This window comes from Citrobacter sp. Cf116, assembly GCF_030336505.1.
GTDB classification, from domain to species: Bacteria; Pseudomonadota; Gammaproteobacteria; order Enterobacterales; family Enterobacteriaceae; genus Citrobacter; species Citrobacter freundii.
Map to the genome: position 1 here is coordinate 364,050 of NZ_JAOWEQ010000024.1, position 25,207 is coordinate 389,256.

Annotated in this window: 25 protein-coding genes; 20 read left to right on the plus strand and 5 right to left on the minus strand. The window is 53.1% G+C overall.

Annotated elements, in window-relative coordinates; translation table 11 throughout:
• Nucleotides 1-248: 248 nt before the first annotated feature.
• The gene (locus OGV74_RS02905; protein WP_086504638.1) at nucleotides 249-1,967 is read left to right on the plus strand and encodes a DUF4153 domain-containing protein; all 1,719 of its coding nucleotides are present in this window, start codon (nucleotides 249-251) and stop codon (nucleotides 1,965-1,967) included.
• Between the two features lie 104 nt (nucleotides 1,968-2,071).
• Here OGV74_RS02905 and hslO read toward each other — a convergent pair whose 3' ends face one another.
• From hslO to igaA, 4 genes are all read right to left on the minus strand, one after another.
• Complete coding sequence (hslO, locus tag OGV74_RS02910; protein ID WP_003023531.1) at nucleotides 2,072-2,950, minus strand: Hsp33 family molecular chaperone HslO; 879 nt, start codon at nucleotides 2,948-2,950, stop codon at nucleotides 2,072-2,074.
• A gap of 24 nt (nucleotides 2,951-2,974) precedes the next feature.
• On the minus strand, nucleotides 2,975-3,376 hold the full coding sequence (gene hslR, locus OGV74_RS02915) for a ribosome-associated heat shock protein Hsp15 (RefSeq protein ID WP_003837900.1): 402 nt from the start codon (nucleotides 3,374-3,376) through the stop codon (nucleotides 2,975-2,977).
• A 10-nt stretch (nucleotides 3,377-3,386) separates the two neighbouring features.
• Complete coding sequence (yrfG, locus tag OGV74_RS02920) at nucleotides 3,387-4,055, minus strand: GMP/IMP nucleotidase (RefSeq protein ID WP_003023533.1); 669 nt, start codon at nucleotides 4,053-4,055, stop codon at nucleotides 3,387-3,389.
• A gap of 62 nt (nucleotides 4,056-4,117) precedes the next feature.
• Nucleotides 4,118-6,253 carry an intracellular growth attenuator protein IgaA gene (gene igaA, locus OGV74_RS02925; RefSeq protein ID WP_086504637.1) on the minus strand — a complete coding sequence of 712 codons (2,136 nt, stop codon included), beginning with the start codon at nucleotides 6,251-6,253 and terminating at the stop codon, nucleotides 4,118-4,120.
• 322 nt (nucleotides 6,254-6,575) lie between these two features.
• Here igaA and nudE point away from each other — a divergent pair, with 322 nt between their 5' ends.
• Entirely contained in the window at nucleotides 6,576-7,136 is a 561-nt protein-coding gene (gene nudE / locus OGV74_RS02930; protein WP_286520275.1) for an ADP compounds hydrolase NudE, read from the plus strand.
• 55 nt (nucleotides 7,137-7,191) lie between these two features.
• On the opposite strand, the gene mrcA is transcribed toward nudE, so the two are convergent.
• Nucleotides 7,192-9,744, minus strand: a complete 2,553-nt coding sequence (gene mrcA, locus OGV74_RS02935) for a peptidoglycan glycosyltransferase/peptidoglycan DD-transpeptidase MrcA (protein ID WP_003837905.1) — start codon at nucleotides 9,742-9,744, stop codon at nucleotides 7,192-7,194.
• 120 nt (nucleotides 9,745-9,864) lie between these two features.
• Between mrcA and OGV74_RS02940 the strand changes: the two genes are divergently transcribed.
• From OGV74_RS02940 to OGV74_RS03025, 18 genes are all read left to right on the plus strand, one after another.
• On the plus strand, nucleotides 9,865-10,644 hold the full coding sequence (locus OGV74_RS02940) for a type IV pilus biogenesis protein PilM (protein ID WP_061547476.1): 780 nt from the start codon (nucleotides 9,865-9,867) through the stop codon (nucleotides 10,642-10,644).
• On the plus strand, nucleotides 10,644-11,183 hold the full coding sequence (locus OGV74_RS02945; RefSeq protein WP_057064803.1) for a PilN domain-containing protein: 540 nt from the start codon (nucleotides 10,644-10,646) through the stop codon (nucleotides 11,181-11,183). The genes OGV74_RS02940 and OGV74_RS02945 overlap by 1 nt, the downstream gene beginning before the upstream one ends.
• Nucleotides 11,167-11,622, plus strand: coding sequence for a HofO family protein (locus OGV74_RS02950; RefSeq protein WP_086504636.1), 456 nt, complete (start codon nucleotides 11,167-11,169; stop codon nucleotides 11,620-11,622). The genes OGV74_RS02945 and OGV74_RS02950 overlap by 17 nt, the downstream gene beginning before the upstream one ends.
• On the plus strand, nucleotides 11,612-12,025 hold the full coding sequence (locus tag OGV74_RS02955; RefSeq protein ID WP_003023548.1) for a HofP DNA utilization family protein: 414 nt from the start codon (nucleotides 11,612-11,614) through the stop codon (nucleotides 12,023-12,025). The genes OGV74_RS02950 and OGV74_RS02955 overlap by 11 nt, the downstream gene beginning before the upstream one ends.
• Nucleotides 11,928-13,175 carry a DNA uptake porin HofQ gene (gene hofQ, locus OGV74_RS02960; protein ID WP_008321545.1) on the plus strand — a complete coding sequence of 416 codons (1,248 nt, stop codon included), beginning with the start codon at nucleotides 11,928-11,930 and terminating at the stop codon, nucleotides 13,173-13,175. The genes OGV74_RS02955 and hofQ overlap by 98 nt, the downstream gene beginning before the upstream one ends.
• 404 nt (nucleotides 13,176-13,579) lie before the next feature.
• Nucleotides 13,580-14,101, plus strand: a complete 522-nt coding sequence (gene aroK / locus OGV74_RS02965; protein ID WP_003023552.1) for a shikimate kinase AroK — start codon at nucleotides 13,580-13,582, stop codon at nucleotides 14,099-14,101.
• Between the two features lie 57 nt (nucleotides 14,102-14,158).
• Nucleotides 14,159-15,247: a 3-dehydroquinate synthase gene (gene aroB / locus OGV74_RS02970; RefSeq protein ID WP_003837915.1), complete on the plus strand. Its 1,089-nt coding sequence runs from the start codon at nucleotides 14,159-14,161 to the stop codon at nucleotides 15,245-15,247.
• A gap of 96 nt (nucleotides 15,248-15,343) precedes the next feature.
• Nucleotides 15,344-16,645: a cell division protein DamX gene (gene damX / locus OGV74_RS02975; RefSeq protein ID WP_086504635.1), complete on the plus strand. Its 1,302-nt coding sequence runs from the start codon at nucleotides 15,344-15,346 to the stop codon at nucleotides 16,643-16,645.
• 117 nt (nucleotides 16,646-16,762) lie between these two features.
• A complete protein-coding gene (gene dam / locus OGV74_RS02980; protein ID WP_003023558.1) occupies nucleotides 16,763-17,599 on the plus strand; it encodes an adenine-specific DNA-methyltransferase in 837 nt (278 codons plus the stop codon).
• A 17-nt stretch (nucleotides 17,600-17,616) separates the two neighbouring features.
• A complete protein-coding gene (gene rpe, locus OGV74_RS02985; protein WP_003023561.1) occupies nucleotides 17,617-18,294 on the plus strand; it encodes a ribulose-phosphate 3-epimerase in 678 nt (225 codons plus the stop codon).
• A complete protein-coding gene (gph, locus tag OGV74_RS02990; RefSeq protein ID WP_003837920.1) occupies nucleotides 18,287-19,045 on the plus strand; it encodes a phosphoglycolate phosphatase in 759 nt (252 codons plus the stop codon). The genes rpe and gph overlap by 8 nt, the downstream gene beginning before the upstream one ends.
• A complete protein-coding gene (gene trpS, locus OGV74_RS02995; protein ID WP_003023564.1) occupies nucleotides 19,038-20,042 on the plus strand; it encodes a tryptophan--tRNA ligase in 1,005 nt (334 codons plus the stop codon). Before gph ends, trpS begins: the two co-directional genes overlap by 8 nt.
• A gap of 165 nt (nucleotides 20,043-20,207) precedes the next feature.
• Nucleotides 20,208-21,113: a GntR family transcriptional regulator YhfZ gene (gene yhfZ, locus OGV74_RS03000; protein ID WP_003023565.1), complete on the plus strand. Its 906-nt coding sequence runs from the start codon at nucleotides 20,208-20,210 to the stop codon at nucleotides 21,111-21,113.
• A 15-nt stretch (nucleotides 21,114-21,128) separates the two neighbouring features.
• Nucleotides 21,129-21,491, plus strand: coding sequence for a hypothetical protein (locus OGV74_RS03005; RefSeq protein WP_003023568.1), 363 nt, complete (start codon nucleotides 21,129-21,131; stop codon nucleotides 21,489-21,491).
• Nucleotides 21,492-21,574: 83 nt separating this feature from the next.
• Nucleotides 21,575-22,738 carry a YhfX family PLP-dependent enzyme gene (locus tag OGV74_RS03010; RefSeq protein WP_086504634.1) on the plus strand — a complete coding sequence of 388 codons (1,164 nt, stop codon included), beginning with the start codon at nucleotides 21,575-21,577 and terminating at the stop codon, nucleotides 22,736-22,738.
• Nucleotides 22,738-23,964 carry a phosphopentomutase gene (locus OGV74_RS03015; protein ID WP_054528851.1) on the plus strand — a complete coding sequence of 409 codons (1,227 nt, stop codon included), beginning with the start codon at nucleotides 22,738-22,740 and terminating at the stop codon, nucleotides 23,962-23,964. Before OGV74_RS03010 ends, OGV74_RS03015 begins: the two co-directional genes overlap by 1 nt.
• A complete protein-coding gene (locus OGV74_RS03020; RefSeq protein WP_086504633.1) occupies nucleotides 23,961-24,839 on the plus strand; it encodes a phosphotriesterase-related protein in 879 nt (292 codons plus the stop codon). The genes OGV74_RS03015 and OGV74_RS03020 overlap by 4 nt, the downstream gene beginning before the upstream one ends.
• Before the next feature lie 10 nt (nucleotides 24,840-24,849).
• Nucleotides 24,850-25,203 carry a DUF2620 domain-containing protein gene (locus tag OGV74_RS03025; RefSeq protein WP_003023576.1) on the plus strand — a complete coding sequence of 118 codons (354 nt, stop codon included), beginning with the start codon at nucleotides 24,850-24,852 and terminating at the stop codon, nucleotides 25,201-25,203.
• Nucleotides 25,204-25,207: the final 4 nt, after the last annotated feature.

The window sequence follows — 25,207 nt, forward strand, 5'->3', positions numbered from 1 at the left end:
CACAAAGAGGCGGATATTATGGCAGGAAACCCTTTTTTGTTGTGGAAAATGTTCTTAAAACGTTAATGAAGAGTGTTTTTGGCGGGAATCTTGTGAGTGTAATCGCATTCACGTAAGAAAATAACGTAACTCATACATATACAATATCGATTCACTTCCCGTCGCGTTAGTCTGAAATCAGCCTACCAATGCTCAAAATTGTGAAGTTGATGCGATAATTAGCTTTTCCCTTCATTCTGGAAACTGACATGGATAGTGCTGAAATTTCACGTACAACGCGTTTGGGCATGATATTTATCGGCCTGCTGCAGGGGGCATTATGCTACCTGCTGATGACATATCTGGTGCCCCATAACGACGGCTGGCTGTTCTATGGCATGCCTGCGACGATTGCGATCACCTCGGCACTTTTGCTTACTGTCGTTTCTTTCAAACAACGCGCGCTGTGGTATTGGATGGTGCTGATCTTTGTTGTGGTGCTGGCGATGAGCGTCTGGCTAAAGTGGCAAGTCGAGGACAGTGATAAGTGGCGGCAACATGAAGTTTTTATGTTCTACGGTTGGCGCTTACTGCTGATGGCGATGCTTGCCTTGCCCTGGATTCAGTACTCGCTTCATGTCTCTCGTGAGCAGGCGCGTTACCCGCATTTTTATCGGCAATTGTGGCTTAATGCGTTGACGTTGCTGATTGTCTTTGTCGCCAACGGTCTGTTCTGGCTGGTGCTCATGCTATGGAGCGAGATGTTTAAGCTGGTCGGTATTCCCTTCTTCAGCACGCTCTTCTTTGATACCGACTGGTTTGGCTATGTGGCCTTTGGTCTGATTACCGCACTGGCAGTGGTACTGGCTCGTACACAGTCGCGTTTGGTCACGGCGGTACAAAAATTACTGACGTTTATTGCCACCGGTCTGTTACCTCTGGTCGCGCTGTTGGCGCTGATGTTCATACTGACCTTGCCCTTCACTGGACTGGAGGCTATTTCGCAACGCGTGTCTGCGGCCGGGTTGATGTCAACGCTGACGCTGCTCCTGTTGCTGTTGATGGCTATCGTGCGTGAACCGCAAAAAGAGGCGTTACCCTATCCTGGCGCGTTACGCTACCTGATCAAATGCTCTCTGATTGTCGCGCCCATCTATATGCTGATTGCCGGTTGGTCACTGTGGGTGCGAATACAGCAGTACGGTTGGACGCCTGAGCGTTTGTATGGCGTGCTGGTGGTCGTGGTACTGCTGGTATGGTCGTTTGGCTATCTGGCCAGCATTTTACGCCGCGGGCGCAATCCGCTTGAGCTTCAAGGGCCGGTCATTCTTGGCGTTTCGTTGCTGGCATTGGGGCTGTTGGTTCTGCTGTCGTCGCCGGTTATTGATGCCTGGCGTATCAGCGTTAGCAGCCATATGGGGCTGTATCACAGCGGGAAAATTAAACCGGATCAGGTCAGCCTGTATATGTTGGATCACAGCGGAAAACCGGGGCGCGCAGCGTTGGAAGCATTACAAAAAGATGTGGCGTTTAATCAAGACAGTAAGCGCAGACGCGACTTGAATTCTCTGCTGCAAGGGAGCCGGGATCCGGTTAAAGAGCTAACCGCAACACAGTTAGTATCGAAGGTTGTGATTGCTCCGGGAAGCGAGAAGCCAGACGATGCGTTCTGGACGTTTGTCAAAGCACAGGGGTATCGTATCACCTCTTGTGCTGAGCAGAATGCGTGCGTATTGGTGAGTCAGGACCTCAATGCGGATGGTCATCCTGAGCAGGTGCTATATGCTTTTGGCGATGGGGAGAGTCTGGTCTTCGGCATGCAGAAAAACAAATGGGATTTGTTAGCTGTTGCCAGGCTACCAGAAGGATTCAATAAGGATAAATTGCTGCAGGCGGTGGCGAATCAGCAACTGGGTTCAGCCCCCAGAATCTGGCGGGATATCACTATTGATGGCAAAAGACTGCCGATGACTTATTACACCGAGTGAGTGTGTTGCCGACAGCGTTTTTGCCGGATAGCGGCGCGAACGCCTTATCCGGCCTACGACAGTTTTTCCGTAGGCCTGATAAGCGCCTTCAGGCAAGACGGTGATTAATGCACCTGTGGATCGGCAGGGGAGGCGTTGCTGCGGATCTCTGCAATATCCATGGCGTTAAACAGATAGTGGCTACCGCAGTAATCGCAGTGCATATCGATCTCGCCTTCTTCCGCCAGAATGCTGTCAACTTCTTCGTCCGGCAACGTTTTCAGTGCGCCTGCGCAGCGTTCGCGTGAACAGGTGCATTTGAACTCAACGTCCTGCGGATCGTAGAGAGTAACCTCTTCTTCGTGGTATAAGCGCCACAGCACTTCGTTGGCCGGCAGCGTCAGCAACTCTTCGGCCTTGATGGTTTCGGTCAGGGCGGTCAGGTGATCGAAATCATCTGCCTGTGCGTTTTGCGCCGGCATCACTTGCAGCAGCATTCCGCCAGCAGCGGGTTTGCCATCAACGTCGCCAGTGCGGATGAACAGGCGTGTCGGCAGCTGTTCGGAACGCATGAAGTAGTCTTCCAGACAGGCTGCCAGCGTGTCACCTTCCAGACCGACCACGCCCTGATAACGCTCGCCTTCTTCCGGGGTAATGGTGATCACCAGGTAGCCGTTGCCCACCAGGGTTTTCAAATCGGCATCTTCAGGAATATCACCCTGCATGCGGGCCACGCCGCGCATCTGCTGATTGTTGTTACCGTTGATGACGGCCAGGCTCAGCGGACCATCACCCTGCAACTGCACAGTGATATCACCGGCAAACTTCAGCGTAGCGGTGAGCAGGCTGGTGGCAACCAGCAGCTCAGCCAGTACGTTTTTGACCGGCTGCGGGTAAGTATGATTTTCGAGGATCTGTTGCAGGGTTTCCGAAACGGTCACCAGCTCGCCGCGCACGGCAAAGTTTTCAAACAGATAACGATGTAATTGGTCATGTTGCGGCATAATCATCTCTCTTGCAGGTGACAGTCACTCGCTGTCGCCATGTTTAAATCGTAACAGGTCGCGGCGCTCTTTCTTGTCCGGTCGTCTGTCCGGGTGCGGCATGGTTAACGCGTTAAGTTTACGCGCCAGCGCCATTTTTTCGCGTTTTTCCACGCTTTCCGCGGTTTCTTCATACAGCGTAACGGCTTCCGTTGCCGGGCGACGCTGCTCGGTTATGGCCTTGATAATGACCGTTCGCTCGTCATTTCCCTGGCGAAGGGTGAGGGTGGCGTTCAGCTCGACAATCTTGCTCGGCTTACTGCGCTGGCCGTTGTAGTGCACCTTACCGCCTTCAACCATTTCGCGGGCTAGCGCACGCGTTTTGTAAAAGCGTGCAGCCCACAGCCATTTATCCAGCCTGACTTCAGCAGAGGGCTTTTCTTTCATGGCGTCTCCTTCACATCAGTGAGGGGATCAGTCGGCGGTAGTCATTCAGTGACGGATGGCGTGCGTACTGCTTTTCGGCGATGCCGGAGTCGGGATTGGTCACGCCGAGGCAGTAACGAATACCGTACAGAGCAGCGGCGTCGAGAATGGGTTCGCTGTCGTCAATAAACAGCGTCTTCTCTGCACTCATTCCCGTTTCTTCAGCCACAGCGTGCCATAACCGCTGATCCTCTTTGGGATAACCAAATGTGTGGGTGGAAAGTAATAAATCAAGGTGTGAGGCCAGACCGGTATGCTCCAGCTTCACCGCCAGATTATGCGGATGCGCGTTGGTGAGCAAAATACGGCGCTTGCCGCTGGCTTTTAAAGCATCAAGAAACGGTACGGTATCTTCACGCAAAACGGCGCGCGGTCCCTGTTCCGTTGTCATGGCGCAAATATCCAGATCCAGGCACTCGCTCCAGTAATCCAGGCAGTACCAGTTTAGCGTATGCTGCACGGCATGATACTGCTGACGAATATAGTCCTGGGCCTCCTGGGGAGAGATACCCTGCTTCGCGCCATAGGTTTCCGGCACCAGTTTTTGCCAGAAATAGTTATCGAATGCCAGGTCGAGCAGCGTGCCGTCCATATCTAACAACACGGTGTCGACATCCTGCCAGGCAATATTGATATGCATGGAAACTCCCCACAAGAAAACATGATGCGCGACAGAGTAGCATATCCTGTCGTGCGAGCGTGTTATCGAATCAGGCTTTCCGGGTCGTCAATCAGCGTTGGATTCAGGCAACTTTCGTAGTAGCTCTGAATTTCCGCGATGCGGGTGCGGTGACGCTGGTAGCGTCTGAATGCCTGCACGCTGTTGTAGACAGCGCATCCGAGCATGGAGAACATCAGCAGCGTCGTGCCAAGGTAGCGCCATAACCCTGAACGATCCGGGATACGGTGCAGGCCAATGTGCTGGGTGCCATTGGCGTCAGTCGAAATATTGGTGACGATCCCCTCTGCGCGAAATGGTGTCTGCATCAGCATCTGCGCCAGGCGCTGGAAGGCGTTCCACTGTTCCTGGGGAGGATAGTCATATAGCGAGGTCGTCGGCCACGGCTGATCGACCAGATCGCTGCCTTCATCGCTGATAATCAGGAAACCGCCGGGAGCAGGGCTATTCAGCGCCTGGGCCGCTCGCGCAGTCTCGCGTGAAATAAATGGTGCCGTAGAGGTATTCACCAGATTATCTAACGACTCAGCGCTTACCGGACGCAGCAGCACGTTCACCCCATCCAGTTTGCCTGCGTTCGCTCGCTTTACCAGCGCGGCCCAGTCTTTGCTGTTACCGAGGTTAACCAGCGCATTCTTTAAGCGTACACATTCATCTTTGGCTGCACACAGATCGGCCGTTTTCAGGACAATCTCACCAAAATCGTCCAGTAACACCATGCCGGACTTTTGGATTGCCGAGCGTAGCGATGCGCTGACGCGAGAGTCATCGTCAGGTTTGGGATGCAGCTGGCGGTTCACGGCCTGCGTGAGCGCAGTGGCCTTATTCACCAGATCGGATTCGGGCAGCGGTAATGCGCGTGCGTCATTCCAGATAATTTGCGAGCAATCGAAAGGCATAAACGGCGTGGTGGGCTGCGCATTCCAGCTCCCTTGGGTATGAATATTACACATACCCGTACCGCTCAGGTGCAGCGTGTCACCCACACGAACGCCCGCGTTTTCGAGCTGTTTAACGCTGGTGGCTTCGATAGTTTGCGCGCCCTTCATCCAGGAAAGCGTGACCTTTATCGGCATATCCAGCGGGATCCAAAACAGCAGCATCAGCAGTACCAGCAACGAGCCGCCCGCGATGACGGCGTTGCGCAGCCAATGTTGCAACGGGAAATTTTTGACTTCATCGTGCAGAGATAAAAAACGCCCCTGGCGGACAACGTGGCGATCGAGATAAATATCGATATCCGTTTGCTGGCCAAGGTCTTGGGCGATGTAAGGTTGCCAGTGAGGTGGGTAGATCAGATCGATAATACCCAGCGAGATATTATTAATATGCTCCTGGTCGTTTTCGCCAAACAACCCCCAGCGACGCGGCGTACCGCGCAAACAATGAATTTCCCGCAGGGCGGTTTTGGACGGCGGGGCGAATAATCCCCACAGGCCCGCAGCTAACAGCAACACCGCGCCACCGACTGCCCATGGAACAAACGTATTCGGGATAACCAAACAGAAAAAGAACAGCAGGAATGATGCGGTTATCAGCAACGCCTCGCGCAATCCCGAAGGGCGGCTGAGCGCATATTCTTCATGGGTTTCCTGGCGAATATTCAGCAGTTCAATCTGCTCACTTTCTTCACCACGAATGGATGCCTGGGTAGAAGCGGTGTGCTGCAACGCATAGCCACGCGCTTCCTGCATATATTCCTGCAGCGTATGGCCGTTCAACGAGATAACCAGCGGTATTGTATTGGTATGGATTATCTCAACGCTATTTTCGTCATTGATGTATTGTTCCCAGAAAGGGGGAAGGTGTACCTCAACGGAATCAAGATAGTAGCGCCATTTGTTAGGATCGTCGGTAGTGATGCCGTAACGTGTAATCGAACGAGTAAGCACGATGACGCTATTACTTTGGGCATTCAACGTTAATGAGACTGGCGCAGAACTGGCTCCAGTTGGACCAGGTACTTGCTGAATTTGACTAAGGCTTTCGAGATAGTTTTCGACGGCAGTGCGTTCTTCAGGCGCGAGTTTACGTTTCGAGGCGTCTGAGAAAACGCTGCTCAAGGGTAAATTTTTCTGCCTGGATTTTGATTTGAGTAGCCATCCTGCAAGCAATGAGCAGGCCAGCAAAGCAGCTAAAAAAATCAGAATGGTGCTCATGCTTTCCCCATCTTACTTAGTCTGTCAGGCGTGGTCAGTCGCACCCTGTTCAATATTCGTGATTCTGTGGTTGGCTATCGGCAAGTGTGGAGTCGAACTTGAGCATCTTTAAGTACAGCCCAGTAAAAGCGAATCATAGCAAAATCACTAAAAATGGAATATCAGCAAATTCCTGGAGTTATTTCAACCTATTGACTTTTAATTTGAAATAGGGATTAACTTTTAGTACGTTACATAAATGTAAATAAACGGCAATTCACATTGCCGAAACCGTGCGGTATATCGCACAATAACCCCAGATTTCACAGCAAAGATCCTCACAATGAGCAAATCATTACAGAAACCCACGATTTTGAAAGTGGAAACCGTCGCCCAATCCCGGCTGTTTAAAGTCGAAAGCGTGGACCTTGAGTTCAGCAATGGCGTACGCCGCGTTTATGAACGTATGCGTCCATCCACGCGTGAAGCGGTAATGATTGTGCCGATTGTTGACGACCACATGATCCTCATCCGCGAGTACGCAGTCGGGACCGAATCTTACGAACTGGGTTTTTCTAAGGGATTAATCGATCCTGGCGAAAGCATTTTTGAGGCGGCGAATCGGGAGCTGAAAGAAGAGGTGGGGTTTGGCGCAAAAGATCTGACGTTTTTAAAGAAACTCAGCATGGCACCATCTTATTTCTCCAGCAAGATGAACATCGTGGTGGCAGAAGATTTATATCCTGAATCGCTGGAGGGTGATGAACCTGAGCCATTGCCGCAGGTGCGCTGGCCGCTGGCGCATTTGATGGACCTGCTGGAAGATCCTGATTTTCACGAAGCGCGTAATGTCAGTGCCTTGTTCCTCGTACGCGAATGGCTGAAAGGGCTGGGGCGGCTTTAATTTCTCTGCAGCTAATACACGAACAACAAAAAAGGCGCCTAAGCGCCTTTTTTGATCAGAACAGTTCGTGCGTCTCACCATTATCGATAATGGTCGTCCCCACTTCATGCACCGCCTGTTGCGTCGGCTGAGTGCCTTCAATGAAGTATTCTGCGCGGCTATTGCCACCGCTTGCCAGTTGTCCTGTGCTGCGATCGATATTGACCGTTACGATACCCGGTGGCGGCGTCAACGGCTGTTCAGGCACGCCTTCCAGCACGGACTTCATGTAGGCATCCCATGCTGGCTGCGCACTCTTCGCACCGCCTTCGTAGCCGGAGATTTGGTCTTTGATCGCGCCGGAAGCTGTCGTATGACCAAGGTTGCGGCGATGATCATCAAAGCCGATCCATACTGACGTCACCACGCCTGGTCCGTAACCGGAGAACCACGCATCTTTAGAGCTGTTGGTGGTTCCGGTTTTCCCGCCGATATCATGACGCTGTAAATCGCGACCTGCGCGCCAACCGGTTCCCATCCAGCCTGGTTCACCAAATATATTGGTGTTCAGCGCGCTTTTAATCAGGAAGGCCAGCGGTGTGTTGATCACGTGCGGAGCGTATTCCTGTGTGCCGCTTTGCGCGACCAGTGCCTGGTTAGCCTGCTCAAGCTGCGGCATAGGCACGGCGGCATTCTGCTGTTCCTGCGAGACGGCGACATCTTCTACGTTACTGTTTTCCAGCACGTTAGATTTCTGGGTATCGCCGTAAATCACCGGAATATCGCATTCCGGGCAGGCAATTTTCGGCTTCGCTTCGAAGATAACGCCGCCCATATCGCTTTCGATCTTACTGATGAAATACGGATCGACCAGGAAGCCGCCGTTAGACATCACTGCGTAACCGCGCGCCACCTGCAACGGTGTGAACGAAGCCGAACCCAGCGCCAGTGACTCGGTATGCACAATGTTCTGTGCCGGGAAACCGAAACGTTGCAGATACTCTGCCGCATAATCCACGCCCATGGCGCGCATGGCGCGTACCATCACCACGTTTTTCGACTGACCCAGCCCCTGACGTAAGCGGATAGGACCGGCATACTGCGGCGGGGAGTTCTTCGGCTGCCAGTCGGAACCAGCACCGGCATCCCAGCGGGAGATTGGTACGTCGTTGAGCATGCTCGCCAACGTCAGACCTTTATCCATCGCGGCGGTATACAGGAATGGCTTGATGTTAGAACCCACCTGGCGTAATGCCTGCGTTGCGCGGTTAAACTTGCTCTGGTTGAAGTCAAAACCACCAACCAGTGCCAGCACCGCGCCGTTTTGCGGATTGATGGAGACCAGTGCGGAGTTGACGTCCGGCACTTGCGCCAGCCACCAGGCATCGCCCACCTGGCGTACCCAGATTTGCTGGCCGGCCTGTACCACGTCGGTCACTTTACGCGGCGTTGGGCCTTGTTGAGTATCCGAGCGGTAAGGACGCGCCCAGCGCATACCATCCATGCGTAATGACACTGACGTACCATCCGCCAGCGCGGCAATGGCTTCCTGCGGATTGGCACTGGTAACAACCGCCGGTAACAGCGGTCCATAAGTCGGCAGCGCTTTCAGCGTATCGGTGATTTTTTTGCTGTCCCAACTGCTTTCGCCCACTTTCCACAGCACGTTCGACGGGCCGCGGTAGCCGTGGCGCATGTCGTAATCCATCACGTTGTTGCGTACTGCCTGCTGAGCTGCCTGCTGTACTTTGCGTGTAATGGTGGTGGTGATGCGATACCCGTCTTCATAGGCTTTCTCACCATAACGGTTATACATCTCCTGGCGCACCATTTCTGACAGATACGGTGCAGAGAAAGCGATTTCCGGCGCGTGGTAGTTGGCGTCAATGGCCTCGCCGCGCGCCTGATCGTACTGGGCCTGCGTGATGTAGTTTTCGCTCAACATACGCGACAGTACAACGTTACGTCGCGCGGTTGCCCGGTCCATCGAATAGAGAGGGTTGAAGGTTGACGGCGCTTTTGGCAGACCGGCAATCACCGCAATTTCACTTAAGCTGAGTTGATCCACCGTTTTACCGAAATAGACCTGCGCGGCAGCACCCACGCCATAGGCGCGATACCCCAGGTAAATCTTGTTCAGATACAGCTCGAGGATCTCATCTTTACTCAGCAGTTGTTCAATGCGGATCGCCAGGAACACTTCTTTGATCTTACGCATCAGCGTACGTTCCGGGCTCAGGAAGAAGTTTCTCGCCAACTGCTGGGTAATGGTACTCGCCCCTTGCGACGCGTGACCAGAGAACAATGCTACGCTGGCCGCACGGAAGATCCCCACCGGGTCTACCCCGTGGTGCTCATAAAAGCGGCTGTCTTCTGTGGCGATAAAGGCTTTAACCATTACCGGCGGCATCTGATCCAGCGTGACCGGGATTCGACGTTTCTCGCCATACTGCGCGATTAGCTCGCCGTCAGCGCTGTAAACCTGCATCGGGATCTGTAAACGCACATCTTTGAGCGTCGCGACGTCAGGTAATTGCGGCTCGATATAGCGATAAAGGCCATAAATCGAGCCTGCTCCCAGCAGGATGCAACATACTGCAAGGATTAATAAATACTTTACGAACTTCACTGGAGATTTCCCATTTAGTGGCATTTGGGCAGTTTATAAACAAACGCGCGGTAGTATAAAGGCAAGCCAGACGCATTGATATACCCGTTAAAGCGACGGGTGATAAGGAGATCATCAGCAATGGCTTTCAATATCTGGAAAATTGGTCTGCATATTCAGCAACATGAAGTGCTGGCTGTCGCTATCGTTCGCGAAGCATCAGGTTGGTATCTGCAGCGCTGGTGGCGTATACCGCTGACGCCTCAGGTTATCGTCGATGGCCACATTCGCGAGCCTGAACAGCTGGTCGCCGCGCTACTGCCGTGGAGCCGGGAGCTCCCTCGCCGACACTATATTCATCTCTCTTTTCCCGCCAACAGGACGTTACAAAAAAAGTTTCCTCGTCCGACAATGACGTTACGCGAGCCAGAGCAAACCGCATGGTTGTCCGGTTCGATGGCGCGTGAACTGGATATGGCTCCGGATGCACTGCATTTTGATTATAGCGAAGACACTTTGAGCCCGGCGTTTAACGTCACTGCTGCGCAAAGCAAAGAGATTTCAGCGCTTCTGACGCTTATCCAAACCCTGAAGGTGCAGGTTACGGCGATTACCCCGGACGCCAGCGCGTTACAGCGATTTATTCCCTTCCTGCCGGAGCATCACCAGTGTCTGGTATGGCGTGATGATGCCCAGTGGTTATGGGCGACCCGTTCAGCATGGGGACGTAAATCAACGGGCGATATTGGCCGTATCGAGGAGCTTGCCACGACATTATCTCTGCCCACGACAGTCATTGCGCAATGCTCCCCCGGCGGCTTCGATCCTTTAAGCGCCGTGTCTGTACGCCAGCCGCCCATTCCAACGCAAAGCCATCACTTCGCCATTGCTCTGGGACTCGCTATGGGGGGCGTGTACTGATGATTGCGACCATTAATCTTCTGCCCTGGCGTCAGGCTCGGCGTTACGCTTGCCTGCGCTTCTGGGGCATCTTATTTAGCGCTTCACTCTTGCTTAGTATTGGCGTGTTGTTGCGCTATTACAGCGCTTTGAGTGTAGAGAATCGGGCTGAATTGTTGCTGGCAGACGCCGAAAAGACGCGGGCCGAGGCCCTCATGGCGCTGAAGCCGCGTGTGCAACAGCGCCAGCAACGATGGCAGCAGGTTCAGGCGCGGAACAAACAGCGTGAGCAGACCCGAAGCTGGCAGCGGGCTTTGCAAGGGCTGGCGGAATTACTGCCGGAGCAGGCGTGGTTAACAAAAATGACCTGGCAGCAGGACACGCTGGAACTGACGGGAAACACGCTGAACTTTGCCGCATTGAAGGCATTGGAAGCGCAATTACGCCAGTTGCCGTTGTTTATGTTGAACAGCCCAGGAGAAACGCAGCAGGATGCGCAGGGACGCTGGCAATTCCACTTTCGACTGACACGGAGCGACGCGCATGATAACGCTCTGTGATGTCTGGTTAGCGCAGTCGCCACGCTTTCGACTCATATGCTGGTGCGGCTGGATGTTGGGGTTACTCATACTGGTGACGCTATGTCTTTACCCCGTAGCGCGGGAGCGGACTATGCAACGCGAGTCGCTGGTCCAGCAACGTGCGGCTATTCAGATGCAATGGCGAGATGTATATCTGCTGGCGGCATCACCAGCAGAGTCTGAAGAGAAACTGACCCTGTTCTCCCCACTGCTGTTTCAGAATTCACTTACCCGTCTTATCCACTGGCAACCCTCAGCTCAGGGGGGAGAGATGGCGCTGATATCGGCCTGGGATGCTATCCCGCTGACGTTTGTCCAGTTGGCGGATCAGGGGATGAACGTCAGCCGATTTTCGCTTAGCGCAGAAGGCACGGAGCTGCTGCTAACGCTACAGCTGGAGCGCCTGAATGATGGTTGAACGCTGGTTGTTGGCATGTATAAGCGTACTGATGCTCACCGGTATGCGTAATCCCTTCCTGCCGCCGGAGGACCGTTGTCAAATTGCTGAGCTGTCGACATGGCGTTTTCAGGGCATGGTGAGTCAGGGCACACGACCCATCGGCATCGTTCAGGATAGCCAGAAAAAATGGCGGCGGGTTAAGCGAAATGACGTCCTGGAAAACGGTTGGACGATTATGCAGATAACGGCCCAGAACATAACCCTCGACACAGAAAAAAACTGCGAACCGCCGCGGTGGCAGTGGCAGCGACAAGGAGCGGTAAATGAAGCGATGGATAGCGTTGATAGTAATGGCACTGGCGGTCGGGATAACGAGCGCGCTGGCGACGAAACCGCAAAACGTGACGCTGGTGGTCGATGATGTGCCGGTTACGCAGGTATTGCAGGCGCTGGCTGAACAGGAACAAAAAAACCTGGTGGTTTCGCCGGATGTCAGCGGTGTGCTGTCGCTGCATTTGACGGATGTCCCCTGGAAGCAGGCATTGCAGACGGTGGTAAAAAGTGCCGGGCTGGTATTACGTCAGGAAGGCAACGTCCTGCATGTGCATTCTGTTCAATGGCAGAGTGAAAATGCGGCTCGTCAGGAAAACGAGCAGGCGCGGATTCAGGCTAGTCTTCCGCTGGAACATCGCAGCATCATTTTGCACTATGCTGATGCCACCGAGCTGGTAAAAGCCGGAGAAAAGCTGCTCAGTGCTAAAGGAAGCATGACGGTGGATAAACGAACCAACCGCTTACTGCTGCGTGACAATCGTGTTGTTCTCGACACCCTGGAAACGTGGGTAGCGCAAATGGATTTGCCAGTTGCCCAGGTTGAACTGGCGGCGCATATCGTCACCATTAATGAAAAAAGTTTGCGTGAGCTGGGGGTGAAGTGGTCACTGGCTGACGCACAACAACCGGGGGCGGTTGGGAATGTCACAACGCTTGCCAGCGATCTCTCTGTAGCCACCGCCACATCCCGTGTGGGATTTAACATTGGCCGTATTAACGGTCGTTTACTGGAACTGGAGTTGTCTGCGCTGGAGCAAAAACAGCAACTGGATATCATTGCCAGTCCACGATTACTGGCATCTCACCTGCAACCTGCCAGTATTAAGCAGGGCAGTGAGATCCCTTATCAGGTCTCCAGCGGTGAAAGCGGTGCGACATCCGTCGAGTTCAAGGAAGCGGTACTGGGGATGGAGGTGACGCCAACGGTGTTGCAGAAAGGGAGAATCAGGCTGAAACTGCATATCAGCCAGAATGTTCCGGGACAGGTTCTACAACAGGCAGATGGCGAAGTGCTGGCTATCGACAAGCAAGAGATTGAAACGCAGGTCGAGGTAAGAAGCGGCGAGACGATTGCGCTTGGCGGGATTTTTTCACATAAGAATAAATCCGCAGCCGACAGCGTGCCGCTATTAGGCGACATTCCCTGGCTTGGCTCTCTTTTTCGCCATGATGGTAAAGAAGATGAACGGCGCGAGTTAGTGGTCTTTATTACGCCCAGGCTGGTTTCAACGGAATAACTTATGCATGAAAAGCCGTTGTTTTTGCACTGAACACGTTTCAGGGATTTGACGTGAGGGTGTATTTAGCATACAAGGAGTACCGATTTGAGCGTCGGTACTTTTCTTTACTTATGCGGCAGTGAATACGCTTTGCCTTTCCGGTGGTGTGCCATAGGCTTATTGGGTGTCATTTGGCTGCGCGATACGTCGCCAGGTCTGATGTTTGCAGGGTAGCATGCCTGCCACGACCAGAAATGCGTTAGGTTTGGTGATTTATTCAGTTGCCAAACCCGCTTGAGTATTGAGATAATTTTCAGTCTGACTCTCGCAATATCTTATGAGGTTTCAGTTCATGTCCTGCTGCGCTGGGTGTCTGCGAAGCGGGTTTACCATTAACGAATAGTCTTAGTAGTACCGAAAAAATGGCAGAGAAACGCAATATCTTTCTGGTTGGGCCTATGGGTGCCGGAAAAAGCACTATTGGGCGCCAGTTAGCTCAACAACTCAATATGGAATTTTACGATTCTGATCAAGAGATTGAGAAACGAACCGGAGCTGATGTGGGCTGGGTCTTCGATGTAGAAGGTGAAGACGGCTTCCGTGATCGCGAAGAAAAAGTCATCAACGAGTTGACGGAAAAACAGGGTATTGTGCTGGCAACTGGCGGTGGCTCTGTAAAATCACGTGAAACACGTAACCGTCTTTCCGCGCGTGGCGTCGTGGTCTATCTTGAAACGACAATTGAAAAACAACTTGCGCGTACTCAACGTGACAAGAAACGCCCGCTGCTGCAGGTAGAATCACCGCCTCGTGAAGTTCTGGAAGCGTTGGCTGACGAACGCAATCCTCTGTACGAAGAGATTGCTGACGTGACCATTCGCACCGACGATCAGAGCGCAAAAGTCGTAGCAAACCAGATTATTCATATGTTGGAAAGCAACTAATTCTGGCTGAATACACACTCGTCTGCGGGTACAAGTAACTAAGGTGGATGTCGCGTAATGGAGAGGATCACAGTCACTCTCGGGGAACGTAGTTACCCTATCACCATCGCGGCTGGTTTGTTCAATGAACCAGCTTCATTCTTACCGCTGAAATCGGGCGATCAGGTTATGTTGGTGACCAACGAAACCCTGGCCCCCCTTTATCTCGATAAGGTTCGCGGCGTACTTGAACAGGCGGGTGTTAACGTTGATAGCGTTATCCTTCCCGATGGCGAGCAGCATAAAAGCCTGACGGTTCTGGATACGGTTTTCACCGCGTTACTGCAAAAACCGCACGGTCGTGATACCACGTTAGTTGCCCTTGGCGGCGGCGTGATTGGCGATCTGACCGGTTTTGCGGCAGCCAGCTATCAACGTGGTGTTCGTTTTATTCAAGTCCCGACAACCCTGTTGTCGCAGGTCGACTCCTCCGTTGGCGGCAAAACCGCCGTAAACCATCCCCTCGGTAAAAACATGATTGGCGCGTTTTACCAACCGGCCTCCGTGGTGGTGGATCTCGATTGTCTGAAAACGCTTCCTGCGCGTGAGCTGGCATCGGGGCTGGCGGAAGTGATCAAATACGGCATCATTCTTGACGGTGAATTTTTCAGCTGGCTGGAAGACAATCTGGATGCGTTGCTGCGTCTGGACGGTCCGGCGATGGCGTACTGTATTCGTCGTTGTTGTGAGCTGAAAGCAGAAGTTGTCGCAGCAGACGAGCGCGAAATGGGCTTACGTGCTTTACTGAATCTGGGGCACACGTTTGGTCATGCAATCGAAGCTGAAATGGGTTATGGCAATTGGTTACATGGTGAAGCGGTGGCCGCTGGTATGGTAATGGCTGCCCGTACGTCTGAACGTTTGGGTCAGTTCACCTCCGCTGATACGCAGCGCATCATTACGCTGTTACAGCGAGCAGGCTTACCGGTGAATGGGCCGCGTGAAATGTCCACTGAGGCTTATCTGCCGCACATGCTGCGAGATAAAAAAGTGTTAGCGGGAGAGATTCGTTTGGTGCTTCCGCGAGCGATAGGGAAGAGTGAAGTGCGCGGCGGAGTGTCGCACGAGGTGGTTCTTAACGCTATTGCTGATTGCCAGCAGGCGTAACAACAAGAAAGGTCAGGCTTACGTTGCGAAACGTAGGTCTTTTAGCTTCAGGTTATGTGCAAAGTCGTAAGCATTAACCTTTGAGTGGGGTGTTAAATGGATGAATTCAAACCAGAAGACGAGCTGAAACCCGATCCCAGCGATCGTCGTACTGGTCGTTCTCGTCAATCGTCTGAACGCGATAATGAGCCGCAAATCAATTTTGATGATGTTGATCTGGATGCTGACGATCGCCGTCCTGCGCGCGCACGCAAAGAGCGTGATGAAAAGCAGGACATTGAAGAAGAGTATGAATCTGATGACGATACCGTGGATGAAGAGCGTGTAGAACGTCGTCCGCGCAAGCGTAAGAAAGCCGCCAGCAAGCCTGCCTCCCGCCAGTATATGATGATGGGCGTGGGTGTTCTGGTACTGCTGCTGCTGATTATCGGCATTGGTTCTGCGCTGAAAGCCCCCTCATCTTCTTCCAATGAGCAGGCAGCATCTGGTGAGAAGAGCATCGATCTCTCTGGCAGCAATGCAACGGATCAGGCGAGTGCAACGACACCTGCAACGGGCGCAGAGCAGACTGCTGGCAATACCCAGCAGGATGTTTCCCTGCCACCGATTTCCTCTACCCCGACTCAAGGTCAGACACCTGCGGCAACTGAAGGGCAGCAGCGTGTTGAAGTGCAGGGCGATTTGAACAACGCTCTGACACAACCGCAAGGGCAGGAGCAAGTTAACAACGCTGTGGTTAACTCTACGCTGCCGACCGAACCTGCGACCGTTGCGCCGATGCGTAATGGTAATGCTGCGCGCCAGACTGCGAAAGCGGAAACGACTGAACGTCCTGCGTCTACGCATCAGGAACGTAAACAGGCCGTAATTGAGCCGAAGAGCAAATCGCAAACTACGGTGAAAGCGACGCCGACAGAGCCGAAACCTGTTGCCCAGGCAAAACCAACCGCAACTGCGCCGACTACCACAACCAAAGCACCTGTGGTAACCGCTACGCCGAAAGCGACCGTTGAGCCGAAAGCAACCACGACGGCGCCAGCACAGACCGCAACGCCTGCGCCAACGGCGACAGCAACAACGACAACACCTGTTGCTGGCGGAGCGAAAAGTGCAGGTAACGTTGGAGCGTTAAAATCTGCGCCGTCCAGCCATTACACGCTGCAGCTCAGCAGTTCTTCTAACTACGACAACCTGAACGGTTGGGCGAAGAAAGAAAACCTGAAGAACTATGTGGTGTACCAGACAACGCGTAACGGTCAACCGTGGTATGTTCTGGTAACAGGCGTGTATGCGTCTAAAGAAGATGCGAAACGTGCAGTGTCTACGTTACCCGCTGATATTCAGGCGAAAAACCCGTGGGCAAAACCGCTGCACCAGGTTCAGGCCGATTTGAAGTAAGATAGGATATGTTCTGCAATGGTTTGCTGTTTCGCCCAATTGCGGGACAAAGACTAAAGCGCAGGATGCTGTCGGAGCTTTCTCCACAGCCGGAGAAGGTGTAATTAGTTAGTCAGCATGAAAAAAAATCGCGCTTTTTTGAAATGGGCAGGGGGGAAATACCCCCTGCTTGATGATATTAAACGGCATTTACCTCAGGGTGAGTGCCTGATTGAACCTTTCGTGGGTGCCGGGTCGGTGTTTCTCAACACCGACTTTTCTCGTTATATTCTTGCCGATATCAACAGCGACCTTATCAGTCTCTATAACATCGTGAAGACGCGTACCGATGAGTATGTGCAGGCTTCTCGTGAGCTGTTTATGCCTGAAACCAATCAGGCTGAGGTGTACTATCGGTTCAGAGAAGAATTTAATGCCAGCCAGGATCCGTTCCGCAGAGCAGTACTGTTCTTGTATCTGAACCGCTTTGGTTACAACGGATTGTGCCGTTATAACTTGCGCGGCGAGTTTAACGTCCCGTTTGGGCGTTATAAAAAACCTTACTTCCCGGAAGCCGAGTTGTACCATTTTGCAGAGAAAGCGCAGAATGCGGAGTTCCATTGCCTCTCATATGAAGAGTGTATGGACCGTGCGGATAGCAACTCTGTGGTCTATTGTGACCCGCCTTATGCACCACTTTCGGCGACGGCAAATTTCACTGCGTATCACACCAACAGCTTTAGCCCGAAAGAGCAGGCGCATTTGGCCGAGATGGCAGAAAAGCTGGTCAGTAAGCAGATCCCAGTGTTAATTTCGAACCACGATACGCCCGATACCCGTGAATGGTACCGAGCGGCGAAACATTTTCAGGTCAAAGTGCGGCGCAGCATAAGCAGCAATGGCGGCACGCGTAAAAAGGTGAACGAACTGCTGGCACTATATAAACCAGGAGTCGTAACGCCTGCGAAGAAATAAATCTCAAGGAGAAGCGGATGAAACAGTATTTGATCGCCCCCTCAATTCTGTCGGCTGATTTTGCCCGCCTGGGTGAGGACACTGCGAGAGCGCTGACTGCCGGTGCCGACGTCGTGCACTTCGACGTCATGGACAATCACTACGTACCGAACTTGACCATCGGACCGATGGTACTGAAATCGCTGCGTAAATATGGCATCACTGCCCCGATTGATGTTCACCTGATGGTGAAACCGGTCGATCGTATTGTCCCGGACTTCGCCGCCGCCGGTGCCAGCATCATTACTTTTCACCCGGAAGCCTCCGAGCATGTCGATCGCACTTTACAGCTGATCAAAGAGCATGGCTGTAAAGCGGGCCTGGTGTTCAACCCGGCAACGCCGCTGAGCTATCTGGACTACGTCATGGATAAGCTCGATGTGATCCTGCTGATGTCCGTTAACCCAGGCTTTGGCGGGCAGTCCTTCATCCCGCAAACGCTGGATAAGCTGCGCGAAGTGCGTCGTCGCATTGATGAATCTGGCTACGATATCCGCCTCGAAGTGGACGGCGGTGTCAAAGTGAACAACATTGGCGAAATTGCCGCGGCAGGCGCAGATATGTTTGTCGCAGGCTCCGCTATTTTCGACCAACCAGACTACAAAAAAGTCATTGATGAAATGCGCAATGAACTGGCGAAGGTAAGTCATGGATAAGTTTCAGGATATTCGGGGCGCTGCATTTGACCTCGACGGCACGCTGGTCGACAGCGCGCCGGGATTAGCCGCAGCGGTGGATATGGCGCTGTATGCGCTGGAATTGCCGGTTGCCGGAGAAGAACGCGTTATCACCTGGATTGGTAACGGTGCAGACGTACTGATGGAGCGCGCGCTGGCGTGGTCTCGTCAGGAGCGCGCGACATTACGTAAAACGATGGGTAAACCGCCCGTTGATGATGATATTCCCGCTGAGGAACAGGTACGTATTTTGCGTAAGCTGTTCGACAGATACTACGGTGATGTCGCAGAAGAGGGGACATTCCTGTTCCCTGATGTTGCCGACACGCTGGGCGCGCTGCATGCGAAAGGATTGCCGCTGGGTCTGGTGACCAACAAACCGACCCCGTTTGTCGCGCCATTACTCGAAGCATTAGATATCGCCAAATACTTTAGCGTGGTCATCGGTGGTGACGACGTGCAGAATAAAAAACCGCATCCGGATCCGCTGCTGCTGGTGGCAAGCAAGCTTGGCATCAAGCCTGAGCAAATGCTCTTCGTAGGGGATTCACGCAATGATATTCAGGCGGCAAAAGCTGCTGGCTGTCCGTCCGTTGGCCTGACCTATGGCTACAACTACGGTGAGTCGATCGCGCTGAGCCAGCCCGACGTTATTTACGACCGTATTAATGAACTACTGCCCGCTCTCGGGCTTCCGCATAGCGAAAATCAGGAATCAAAAAATGACTAAGCCCATCGTTTTTAGTGGCGCACAGCCCTCAGGTGAATTGACCATTGGCAACTATATGGGTGCGCTGCGTCAGTGGGTGAGCATGCAGGATGACTACCATTGCATCTACTGCATCGTTGACCAACATGCCATCACCGTTCGTCAGGATGCTCAGCAGTTGCGTAAAGCAACGCTCGATACGCTGGCGCTGTACCTGGCATGCGGTATCGATCCTGAAAAAAGTACAATTTTCGTGCAGTCTCACGTACCGGAGCATGCACAGTTAGGTTGGGCACTGAACTGCTACACCTACTTCGGCGAGCTGAGCCGTATGACCCAGTTCAAAGATAAATCCGCACGCTATGCGGAGAACATCAACGCCGGCCTGTTTGATTATCCGGTACTGATGGCGGCAGACATTCTGCTGTATCAGACCAACCAGGTACCGGTTGGCGAAGATCAGAAACAGCATCTGGAACTGAGCCGCGATATCGCCCAGCGCTTCAACGCCCTGTATGGCGAGATCTTCAAAGTGCCTGAGCCGTTCATTCCTAAATCCGGCGCGCGCGTGATGTCGCTGCTGGAGCCGACGAAGAAAATGTCCAAGTCGGATGACAACCGCAACAACGTGATCGGCCTGCTGGAAGATCCGAAATCTGTGGTTAAGAAAATCAAACGCGCGATGACCGACTCTGAAGAGCCGCCTGTTGTACGCTACGACGTGCAGAACAAAGCGGGCGTTTCCAACCTGCTGGATATCCTCTCTGCGGTCACCGGCCAGAGCATTCCGGAGCTGGAACAGCACTTCGAAGGCAAAATGTATGGTCATCTGAAAGGTGAAGTCGCAGAGGCCGTTTCCGGTATGCTGACCGAGCTTCAGGAGCGTTATCACCGTTTCCGTAACGATGAAGCTTTCCTGCAGAAAGTGATGAAAGACGGTGCGGAAAAAGCCAGCGCACGTGCTTCTGTTACGCTGAAAGCCGTTTACGAAGCGATTGGTTTTGTCGCCAAGCCGTAATGCGCTCTGTGTTGTTGAAGAAACCGGGTTACGCCCGGTTTTTTTTCGCCTGTTGGTTTGTGAACCTCAAAAAATGTGAAGCGCCTCGCCGTTTGCATATTTCCTCATTGCGTTATATCTTCACTTTAATGAAGATATAAATATTCAATTTACTGAAAATATAAAATGCGTCGGACATTTATCAAGAAAGAGGGGGTTGTGCTGACAACCCTGGCTCGTTACCTGCTCGGTGAGAAGTGCGGTAACAGATTGAAAACTATTGATGAACTGGCAGCCGAGTGTCACTCATCGGTAGGGTTAACTCAGGCTGCGTTGAAAACGCTGGAATCCTCTGGGGCAATCCGTATTGAGCGTCGTGGGCGTAACGGTAGCTATTTGGTGGATATGGATAACCGTACGCTGCTAAAGCATGTGGATATTAATAACGTGGTCTGTGCGATGCCGCTGCCTTACACCCGTTTATATGAAGGACTGGCGAGTGGGCTGAAAGCGCAGTTCGATGGGATCCCGTTTTATTATGCACACATGCGTGGGGCTGATATTCGCGTGGAATGCCTGCTAAACGGCGTCTACGACATGGCGGTGGTTTCTCGTCTGGCGGCGGAAAGTTACCTTGCTCAGGACGGGCTGCGCATCACGTTGGCGCTGGGACCGCATACCTACGTTGGCGAGCATCAGCTAATTTGTCGCAAGGGCGAATCTGCAGTTGTAAAACGTGTCGGGCTCGATAACCGTTCGGCGGATCAGAAAATCATGACCGAGGCCTGTTTTGGCAACCGTGACGTTGAATTGATCGATATGCCTTATCACGAAAGCTTGCAGCGCATCGCGAAAGGGGATGTGGATGCGGTTATCTGGAACGTGGTTGCCGAGGCCGAGCTGGCGGTACTGGGGTTAGAAGCCACGCCGCTCACCAACGATCCGCGATTTCTGCAGGCCACGGAGGCCGTGGTACTTACCCGCGCAGAGGATTATGCGATGCAGCAGCTACTGCGCGCCGTTGTTAACAAAGAGGCGCTGCTTGCCCACCAACAACGTGTGGCGAACGGTGAACAGGAACCCAGTTATTAAGTGAAGGCAAACGACATGGAAAACAGGCTTAACCTGCTGTGTGAAGCAGGCGTTATCGACAAGGATATTTGTAGCGGCATGCTGCAAGTGGTCAGGCGGTTGGATGAAGAGTGGCGTTTGCCGATTCACAGCGAGCAAGGAACCATGGCGATGACCCATATGGCGAGTGCGTTAATGCGCAGTCGCCAGGGCGAAGTGATTGAAGCGCTGGATGGTGAGTTGCTGGAGGAGTTGGCGCAATCTCATCTCTGGCCAACTATTTTGCTGGTACATCAGGCGCTGATGAAAGAGTTTACGGTGGCGCTGCACGCGAATGAAGAAGGCTATATGTTGGCGAACTTGTATGGATTGTGGATGGCGGCGAACGAAGGTGTCTGAAATCACTGGGAAATGAGCTTATTGCATCTTAAATATTCAAAAAAATGAATATTTAACTGAAGGATTAGAAACGAGGCAGAGAAATGTTTATAGACGCATTGAAACGCCAGAACCCTGCGCTAATCTCCGCCGCTATCGCGTTATGGCAGCAGGGAAAGATCGCCCCTGATAGTTGGGTCATTGATGTTGACCAGGTCATTGAGAATGGCAAACGTCTGCTGGATGTCGCGGGGCAACATGGTATCTCGCTGTATCTGATGACCAAACAGGTTGGACGTAACCCGTGGCTGGCGGAGAAACTGTTGCAGCTTGGCTATGAAGGCATCGTGGTTGTCGATTACAAGGAGAGTCGCGTCATGCGCCGTGCCGGGTTGCCGGTTGCGCATCAGGGACATCTGGTGCAGATCCCGTCGCGGCTGGTCAATGAAGCTGTAGCGCAAGGTACTGAAGTCATCACATTGTTCTCACTGGAGAAAGCGCGCGAAGTTTCCGCTGCTGCGGTGAAGGCCGGTTGTGAACAGAACGTGATGCTGAAGGTGTACGACAAAGATGATTTTCTCTACCCGGGACAGGAAAGCGGATTTCCGCTGATGTATCTGACGGATGTGGTCAATGAAATCCGCAGACTGCCGGGCCTCCGCCTGAGCGGCCTCACCCATTTCCCATGCCTGTTATGGGATGAAAACTCCGCGCAGACGATGCCGACGCCTAATCTGCATACGCTGGTAAATGCCCGACGTCAGTTGGTTGAGGCCGGGATTGCCATTGAGCAGCTTAATGCGCCGTCAGCCAGTAGCTGTTCGTCACTCCCTTTGCTGGCGGAATATGGTGTCACCCATGCGGAGCCGGGTCATGCGTTGACCGGCACCATTCCTTCCAATCAAAAAGGCGACCAGCCGGAACGCATTGCGATGCTGTGGTTGAGCGAGATATCGCACAATTTTCGCGGGGACAGTTATTGCTACGGCGGGGGCTATTATCGTCGCGGCCATGCGCAAAATGCGCTGGTCTTTACGCCAGAAAATGACGCGCCGTTCGCAGCGAAGCTAAAACCCGTGGACGACAGCAGCATTGACTACTACCTGCCTGTGGCCGGTGAGTTTCCGGTGAGCAGCGCGGTGATCTTCTGTTTTCGCACCCAGATCTTCGTGACGCGTAGCGACGTGGTGCTGGTGTCGGGCATTCAGCGCGGCGTAGCTGAAATCGTCGCGCGATACGACAGTCTCGGCAATATTCTGGAGGACTAATGGCCCGATTCGTGGTGTTGGTAATCGACAGTTTTGGCGTTGGCGCAATGAAAGACGTCACGCGGGTCAGGCCGCAGGATGCCGGAGCGAATACCTGTGGTCATATCCTGGGCGAACTCCCGCAGTTACGGCTGCCAACGCTTGAGAAGTTGGGGCTGATTAACGCTCTGGGCTTTGCGCCGGGCGTGATGAAACCTTCGGAATCGGCAGTCTGGGGCGTTGCGGAGCTGCAGCATGAAGGGGGAGATACCTTTATGGGCCATCAGGAGATTTTAGGTACACGGCCTCAGGCCCCGCTGCGGATGCCATTTAGCGACGTCATTGATCGCGTTGAGCAAGCGCTAAAAGCCGCAGGCTGGCAGGTGGAACGTCGCGGCGGCGACCTGGCGTTTCTTTGGATCAACGATGCGGTTGCAGTGGGCGATAACCTCGAAGCGGATTTAGGTCAGGTCTACAACGTCACTGCCAACCTGTCCGCTATTGCGTTTGATGAGGTGCTAAAGATTGGCCGCGTAGTGCGTGAACAGGTTCAGGTCGGGCGCGTCATCACCTTTGGCGGCCAGCTTGCGAACAGCCAGCGCATTCTGGATGCCGCCGAAACGATGGAAGGGCGCTTTGTCGGCATTAATGCCCCACGCTCCGGCGCGTATGAAAGCGGTTTTCAGGTCAGGCATATGGGCTTTGGCGTAGATGAGCAGGTACAGGTACCGCAAAAACTGCATGACGCCGGAATCCCTACCGTGCTGGTCGGTAAAGTGGCGGACATCGTTGGCAATCCGCACGGGCGCAGCTGGCAAAACCTGGTAGATAGCCAGCAGATTATGGATATCACGCTTAACGAATTTAACGCGGAATCGACGGTATTTATCTGTACCAACATTCAGGAAACCGATCTCGCCGGACACGCTGAAGACGTCGCACGTTATGCCGAACGGCTGCAGCTTGTTGATCTTAATCTTTCACGCCTTCTGACCGCTATGGAGCCAAATGACTGTCTGGTGGTCATGGCCGATCACGGCAACGATCCGACCATAGGGCACAGCCACCATACCCGGGAAGTTGTGCCGGTATTGGTGTATCAACAGGGGCTTGAGCCTGCGCAATTAGGCATCCGGGCGACGTTATCCGATGTTGGCGCTACGGTGTGTGAATTTTTCGGCGCGGCGGCGCCACAAAACGGCTGTTCTTTTCTCTCGGCATTGCGCCTTACAGGAGACACCTTATGAACTTTGATCCGACGGGCTACACCTGGGTCCACGAACATCTGCATATCGATCTCTCCGGATTTAAGAATAACCTCGACTGCCGGTTAGATCAGTACGATCTCATTTGTCAGGAAATGAAGGATCTCCGGGCGTTAGGCGTCAGCAACATTATTGAGATGACCAACCGCTATATGGGACGTAATCCGCAATTCATGCTCGACCTGATGCGCGATACCGGCATCAACGTCGTGGCCTGCACAGGCTATTACCAGGATGCGTTCTTCCCTGAACATGTTGCGGCGCACAGCGTGGAACAGCTCGCGCAGGAGATGGTCGATGAGATAGTCATCGGTATTGATGGCACTGAATTGAAGGCCGGAATTATCGCGGAAATTGGCTCTAGTGAAGGCGTGATTACGCCGCTTGAAGAGAAGGTGTTTATCGCCGCGGCACGGGCACACATCGAAACCGGACGCCCCATCTCAACCCATACCTCTTTTAGCACGATGGGAGTGGAACAGCTGGTGTTGCTACAGGCGCACGGCGTCGACCTTTCCCGCGTAACCGTTGGTCACTGCGACCTGAAAGATAATCTCGACAATATCTTACGCATGATCGAGCTCGGCGCGTATGTGCAATTCGATACCATCGGAAAAAACAACTATTACCCGGACGAGAAACGCATCGCCATGCTGCACGCGATACGCGATCGCGGACTGCTTAGCCACGTCATGCTCTCTATGGACATTACCCGCCGCTCGCATTTAAAAGCCAATGGCGGCAATGGCTACGACTATCTGTTAACCACCTTTATCCCACAGCTGCGCCAGTCAGGATTCAGTCAGGCCGATGTGGACATGATGTTACGTGATAACCCCTCAAAATTTTTCCAATAAGGACAGAATCATGAAAAAGATTGGCGTTGCTGGCTTACAGCGTGAGCAGATTAAAAAAACCATCGAAACCGCAGCACCGGGCTGCTTTGAAGTCTCCATTCATAACGATATGGAAGCGGCGATGAAGGTGAAATCCGGACAACTGGATTACTACATCGGCGCTTGTAACACCGGTGCGGGTGCAGCACTGTCGATTGCCATCGCGGTGATTGGCTACAACAAGAGTTGCACTATCGCCAAGCCGGGTATTAAGGCGAAAGACGAACATATCGCAAAAATGGTTGCGGAAGGGAAAGTGGCATTTGGTCTCTCCGTCGAACATGTTGAACATGCGATTCCGATGCTGGTTAACCACCTGAAATAAAAGG

Excerpts from the sequence above, each read along its gene's own strand:
- hofQ (WP_008321545.1), top strand. The coding sequence starts at position 11,928 with ATGAAGCGATGGATAGCGTTGATAGTAATGGCACTGGCGGTCGGGATA.
- OGV74_RS02940 (WP_061547476.1), top strand. The coding sequence starts at position 9,865 with ATGGCTTTCAATATCTGGAAAATTGGTCTGCATATTCAGCAACATGAA.
- OGV74_RS02955 (WP_003023548.1), top strand. The coding sequence starts at position 11,612 with ATGATGGTTGAACGCTGGTTGTTGGCATGTATAAGCGTACTGATGCTC.
- OGV74_RS02950 (WP_086504636.1), top strand. The coding sequence starts at position 11,167 with ATGATAACGCTCTGTGATGTCTGGTTAGCGCAGTCGCCACGCTTTCGA.
- aroK (WP_003023552.1), top strand. The coding sequence starts at position 13,580 with ATGGCAGAGAAACGCAATATCTTTCTGGTTGGGCCTATGGGTGCCGGA.
- OGV74_RS02945 (WP_057064803.1), top strand. The coding sequence starts at position 10,644 with ATGATTGCGACCATTAATCTTCTGCCCTGGCGTCAGGCTCGGCGTTAC.
- hslO (WP_003023531.1), bottom strand. The coding sequence starts at position 2,950 with ATGCCGCAACATGACCAATTACATCGTTATCTGTTTGAAAACTTTGCC.
- OGV74_RS03015 (WP_054528851.1), top strand. The coding sequence starts at position 22,738 with ATGGCCCGATTCGTGGTGTTGGTAATCGACAGTTTTGGCGTTGGCGCA.
- damX (WP_086504635.1), top strand. The coding sequence starts at position 15,344 with ATGGATGAATTCAAACCAGAAGACGAGCTGAAACCCGATCCCAGCGAT.
- trpS (WP_003023564.1), top strand. The coding sequence starts at position 19,038 with ATGACTAAGCCCATCGTTTTTAGTGGCGCACAGCCCTCAGGTGAATTG.
- OGV74_RS03020 (WP_086504633.1), top strand. The coding sequence starts at position 23,961 with ATGAACTTTGATCCGACGGGCTACACCTGGGTCCACGAACATCTGCAT.
- nudE (WP_286520275.1), top strand. The coding sequence starts at position 6,576 with ATGAGCAAATCATTACAGAAACCCACGATTTTGAAAGTGGAAACCGTC.
- yrfG (WP_003023533.1), bottom strand. The coding sequence starts at position 4,055 with ATGCATATCAATATTGCCTGGCAGGATGTCGACACCGTGTTGTTAGAT.
- gph (WP_003837920.1), top strand. The coding sequence starts at position 18,287 with ATGGATAAGTTTCAGGATATTCGGGGCGCTGCATTTGACCTCGACGGC.
- OGV74_RS02905 (WP_086504638.1), top strand. The coding sequence starts at position 249 with ATGGATAGTGCTGAAATTTCACGTACAACGCGTTTGGGCATGATATTT.
- dam (WP_003023558.1), top strand. The coding sequence starts at position 16,763 with ATGAAAAAAAATCGCGCTTTTTTGAAATGGGCAGGGGGGAAATACCCC.
- OGV74_RS03010 (WP_086504634.1), top strand. The coding sequence starts at position 21,575 with ATGTTTATAGACGCATTGAAACGCCAGAACCCTGCGCTAATCTCCGCC.
- OGV74_RS03005 (WP_003023568.1), top strand. The coding sequence starts at position 21,129 with ATGGAAAACAGGCTTAACCTGCTGTGTGAAGCAGGCGTTATCGACAAG.
- hslR (WP_003837900.1), bottom strand. The coding sequence starts at position 3,376 with ATGAAAGAAAAGCCCTCTGCTGAAGTCAGGCTGGATAAATGGCTGTGG.
- OGV74_RS03025 (WP_003023576.1), top strand. The coding sequence starts at position 24,850 with ATGAAAAAGATTGGCGTTGCTGGCTTACAGCGTGAGCAGATTAAAAAA.
- aroB (WP_003837915.1), top strand. The coding sequence starts at position 14,159 with ATGGAGAGGATCACAGTCACTCTCGGGGAACGTAGTTACCCTATCACC.
- rpe (WP_003023561.1), top strand. The coding sequence starts at position 17,617 with ATGAAACAGTATTTGATCGCCCCCTCAATTCTGTCGGCTGATTTTGCC.
- igaA (WP_086504637.1), bottom strand. The coding sequence starts at position 6,253 with ATGAGCACCATTCTGATTTTTTTAGCTGCTTTGCTGGCCTGCTCATTG.
- yhfZ (WP_003023565.1), top strand. The coding sequence starts at position 20,208 with ATGCGTCGGACATTTATCAAGAAAGAGGGGGTTGTGCTGACAACCCTG.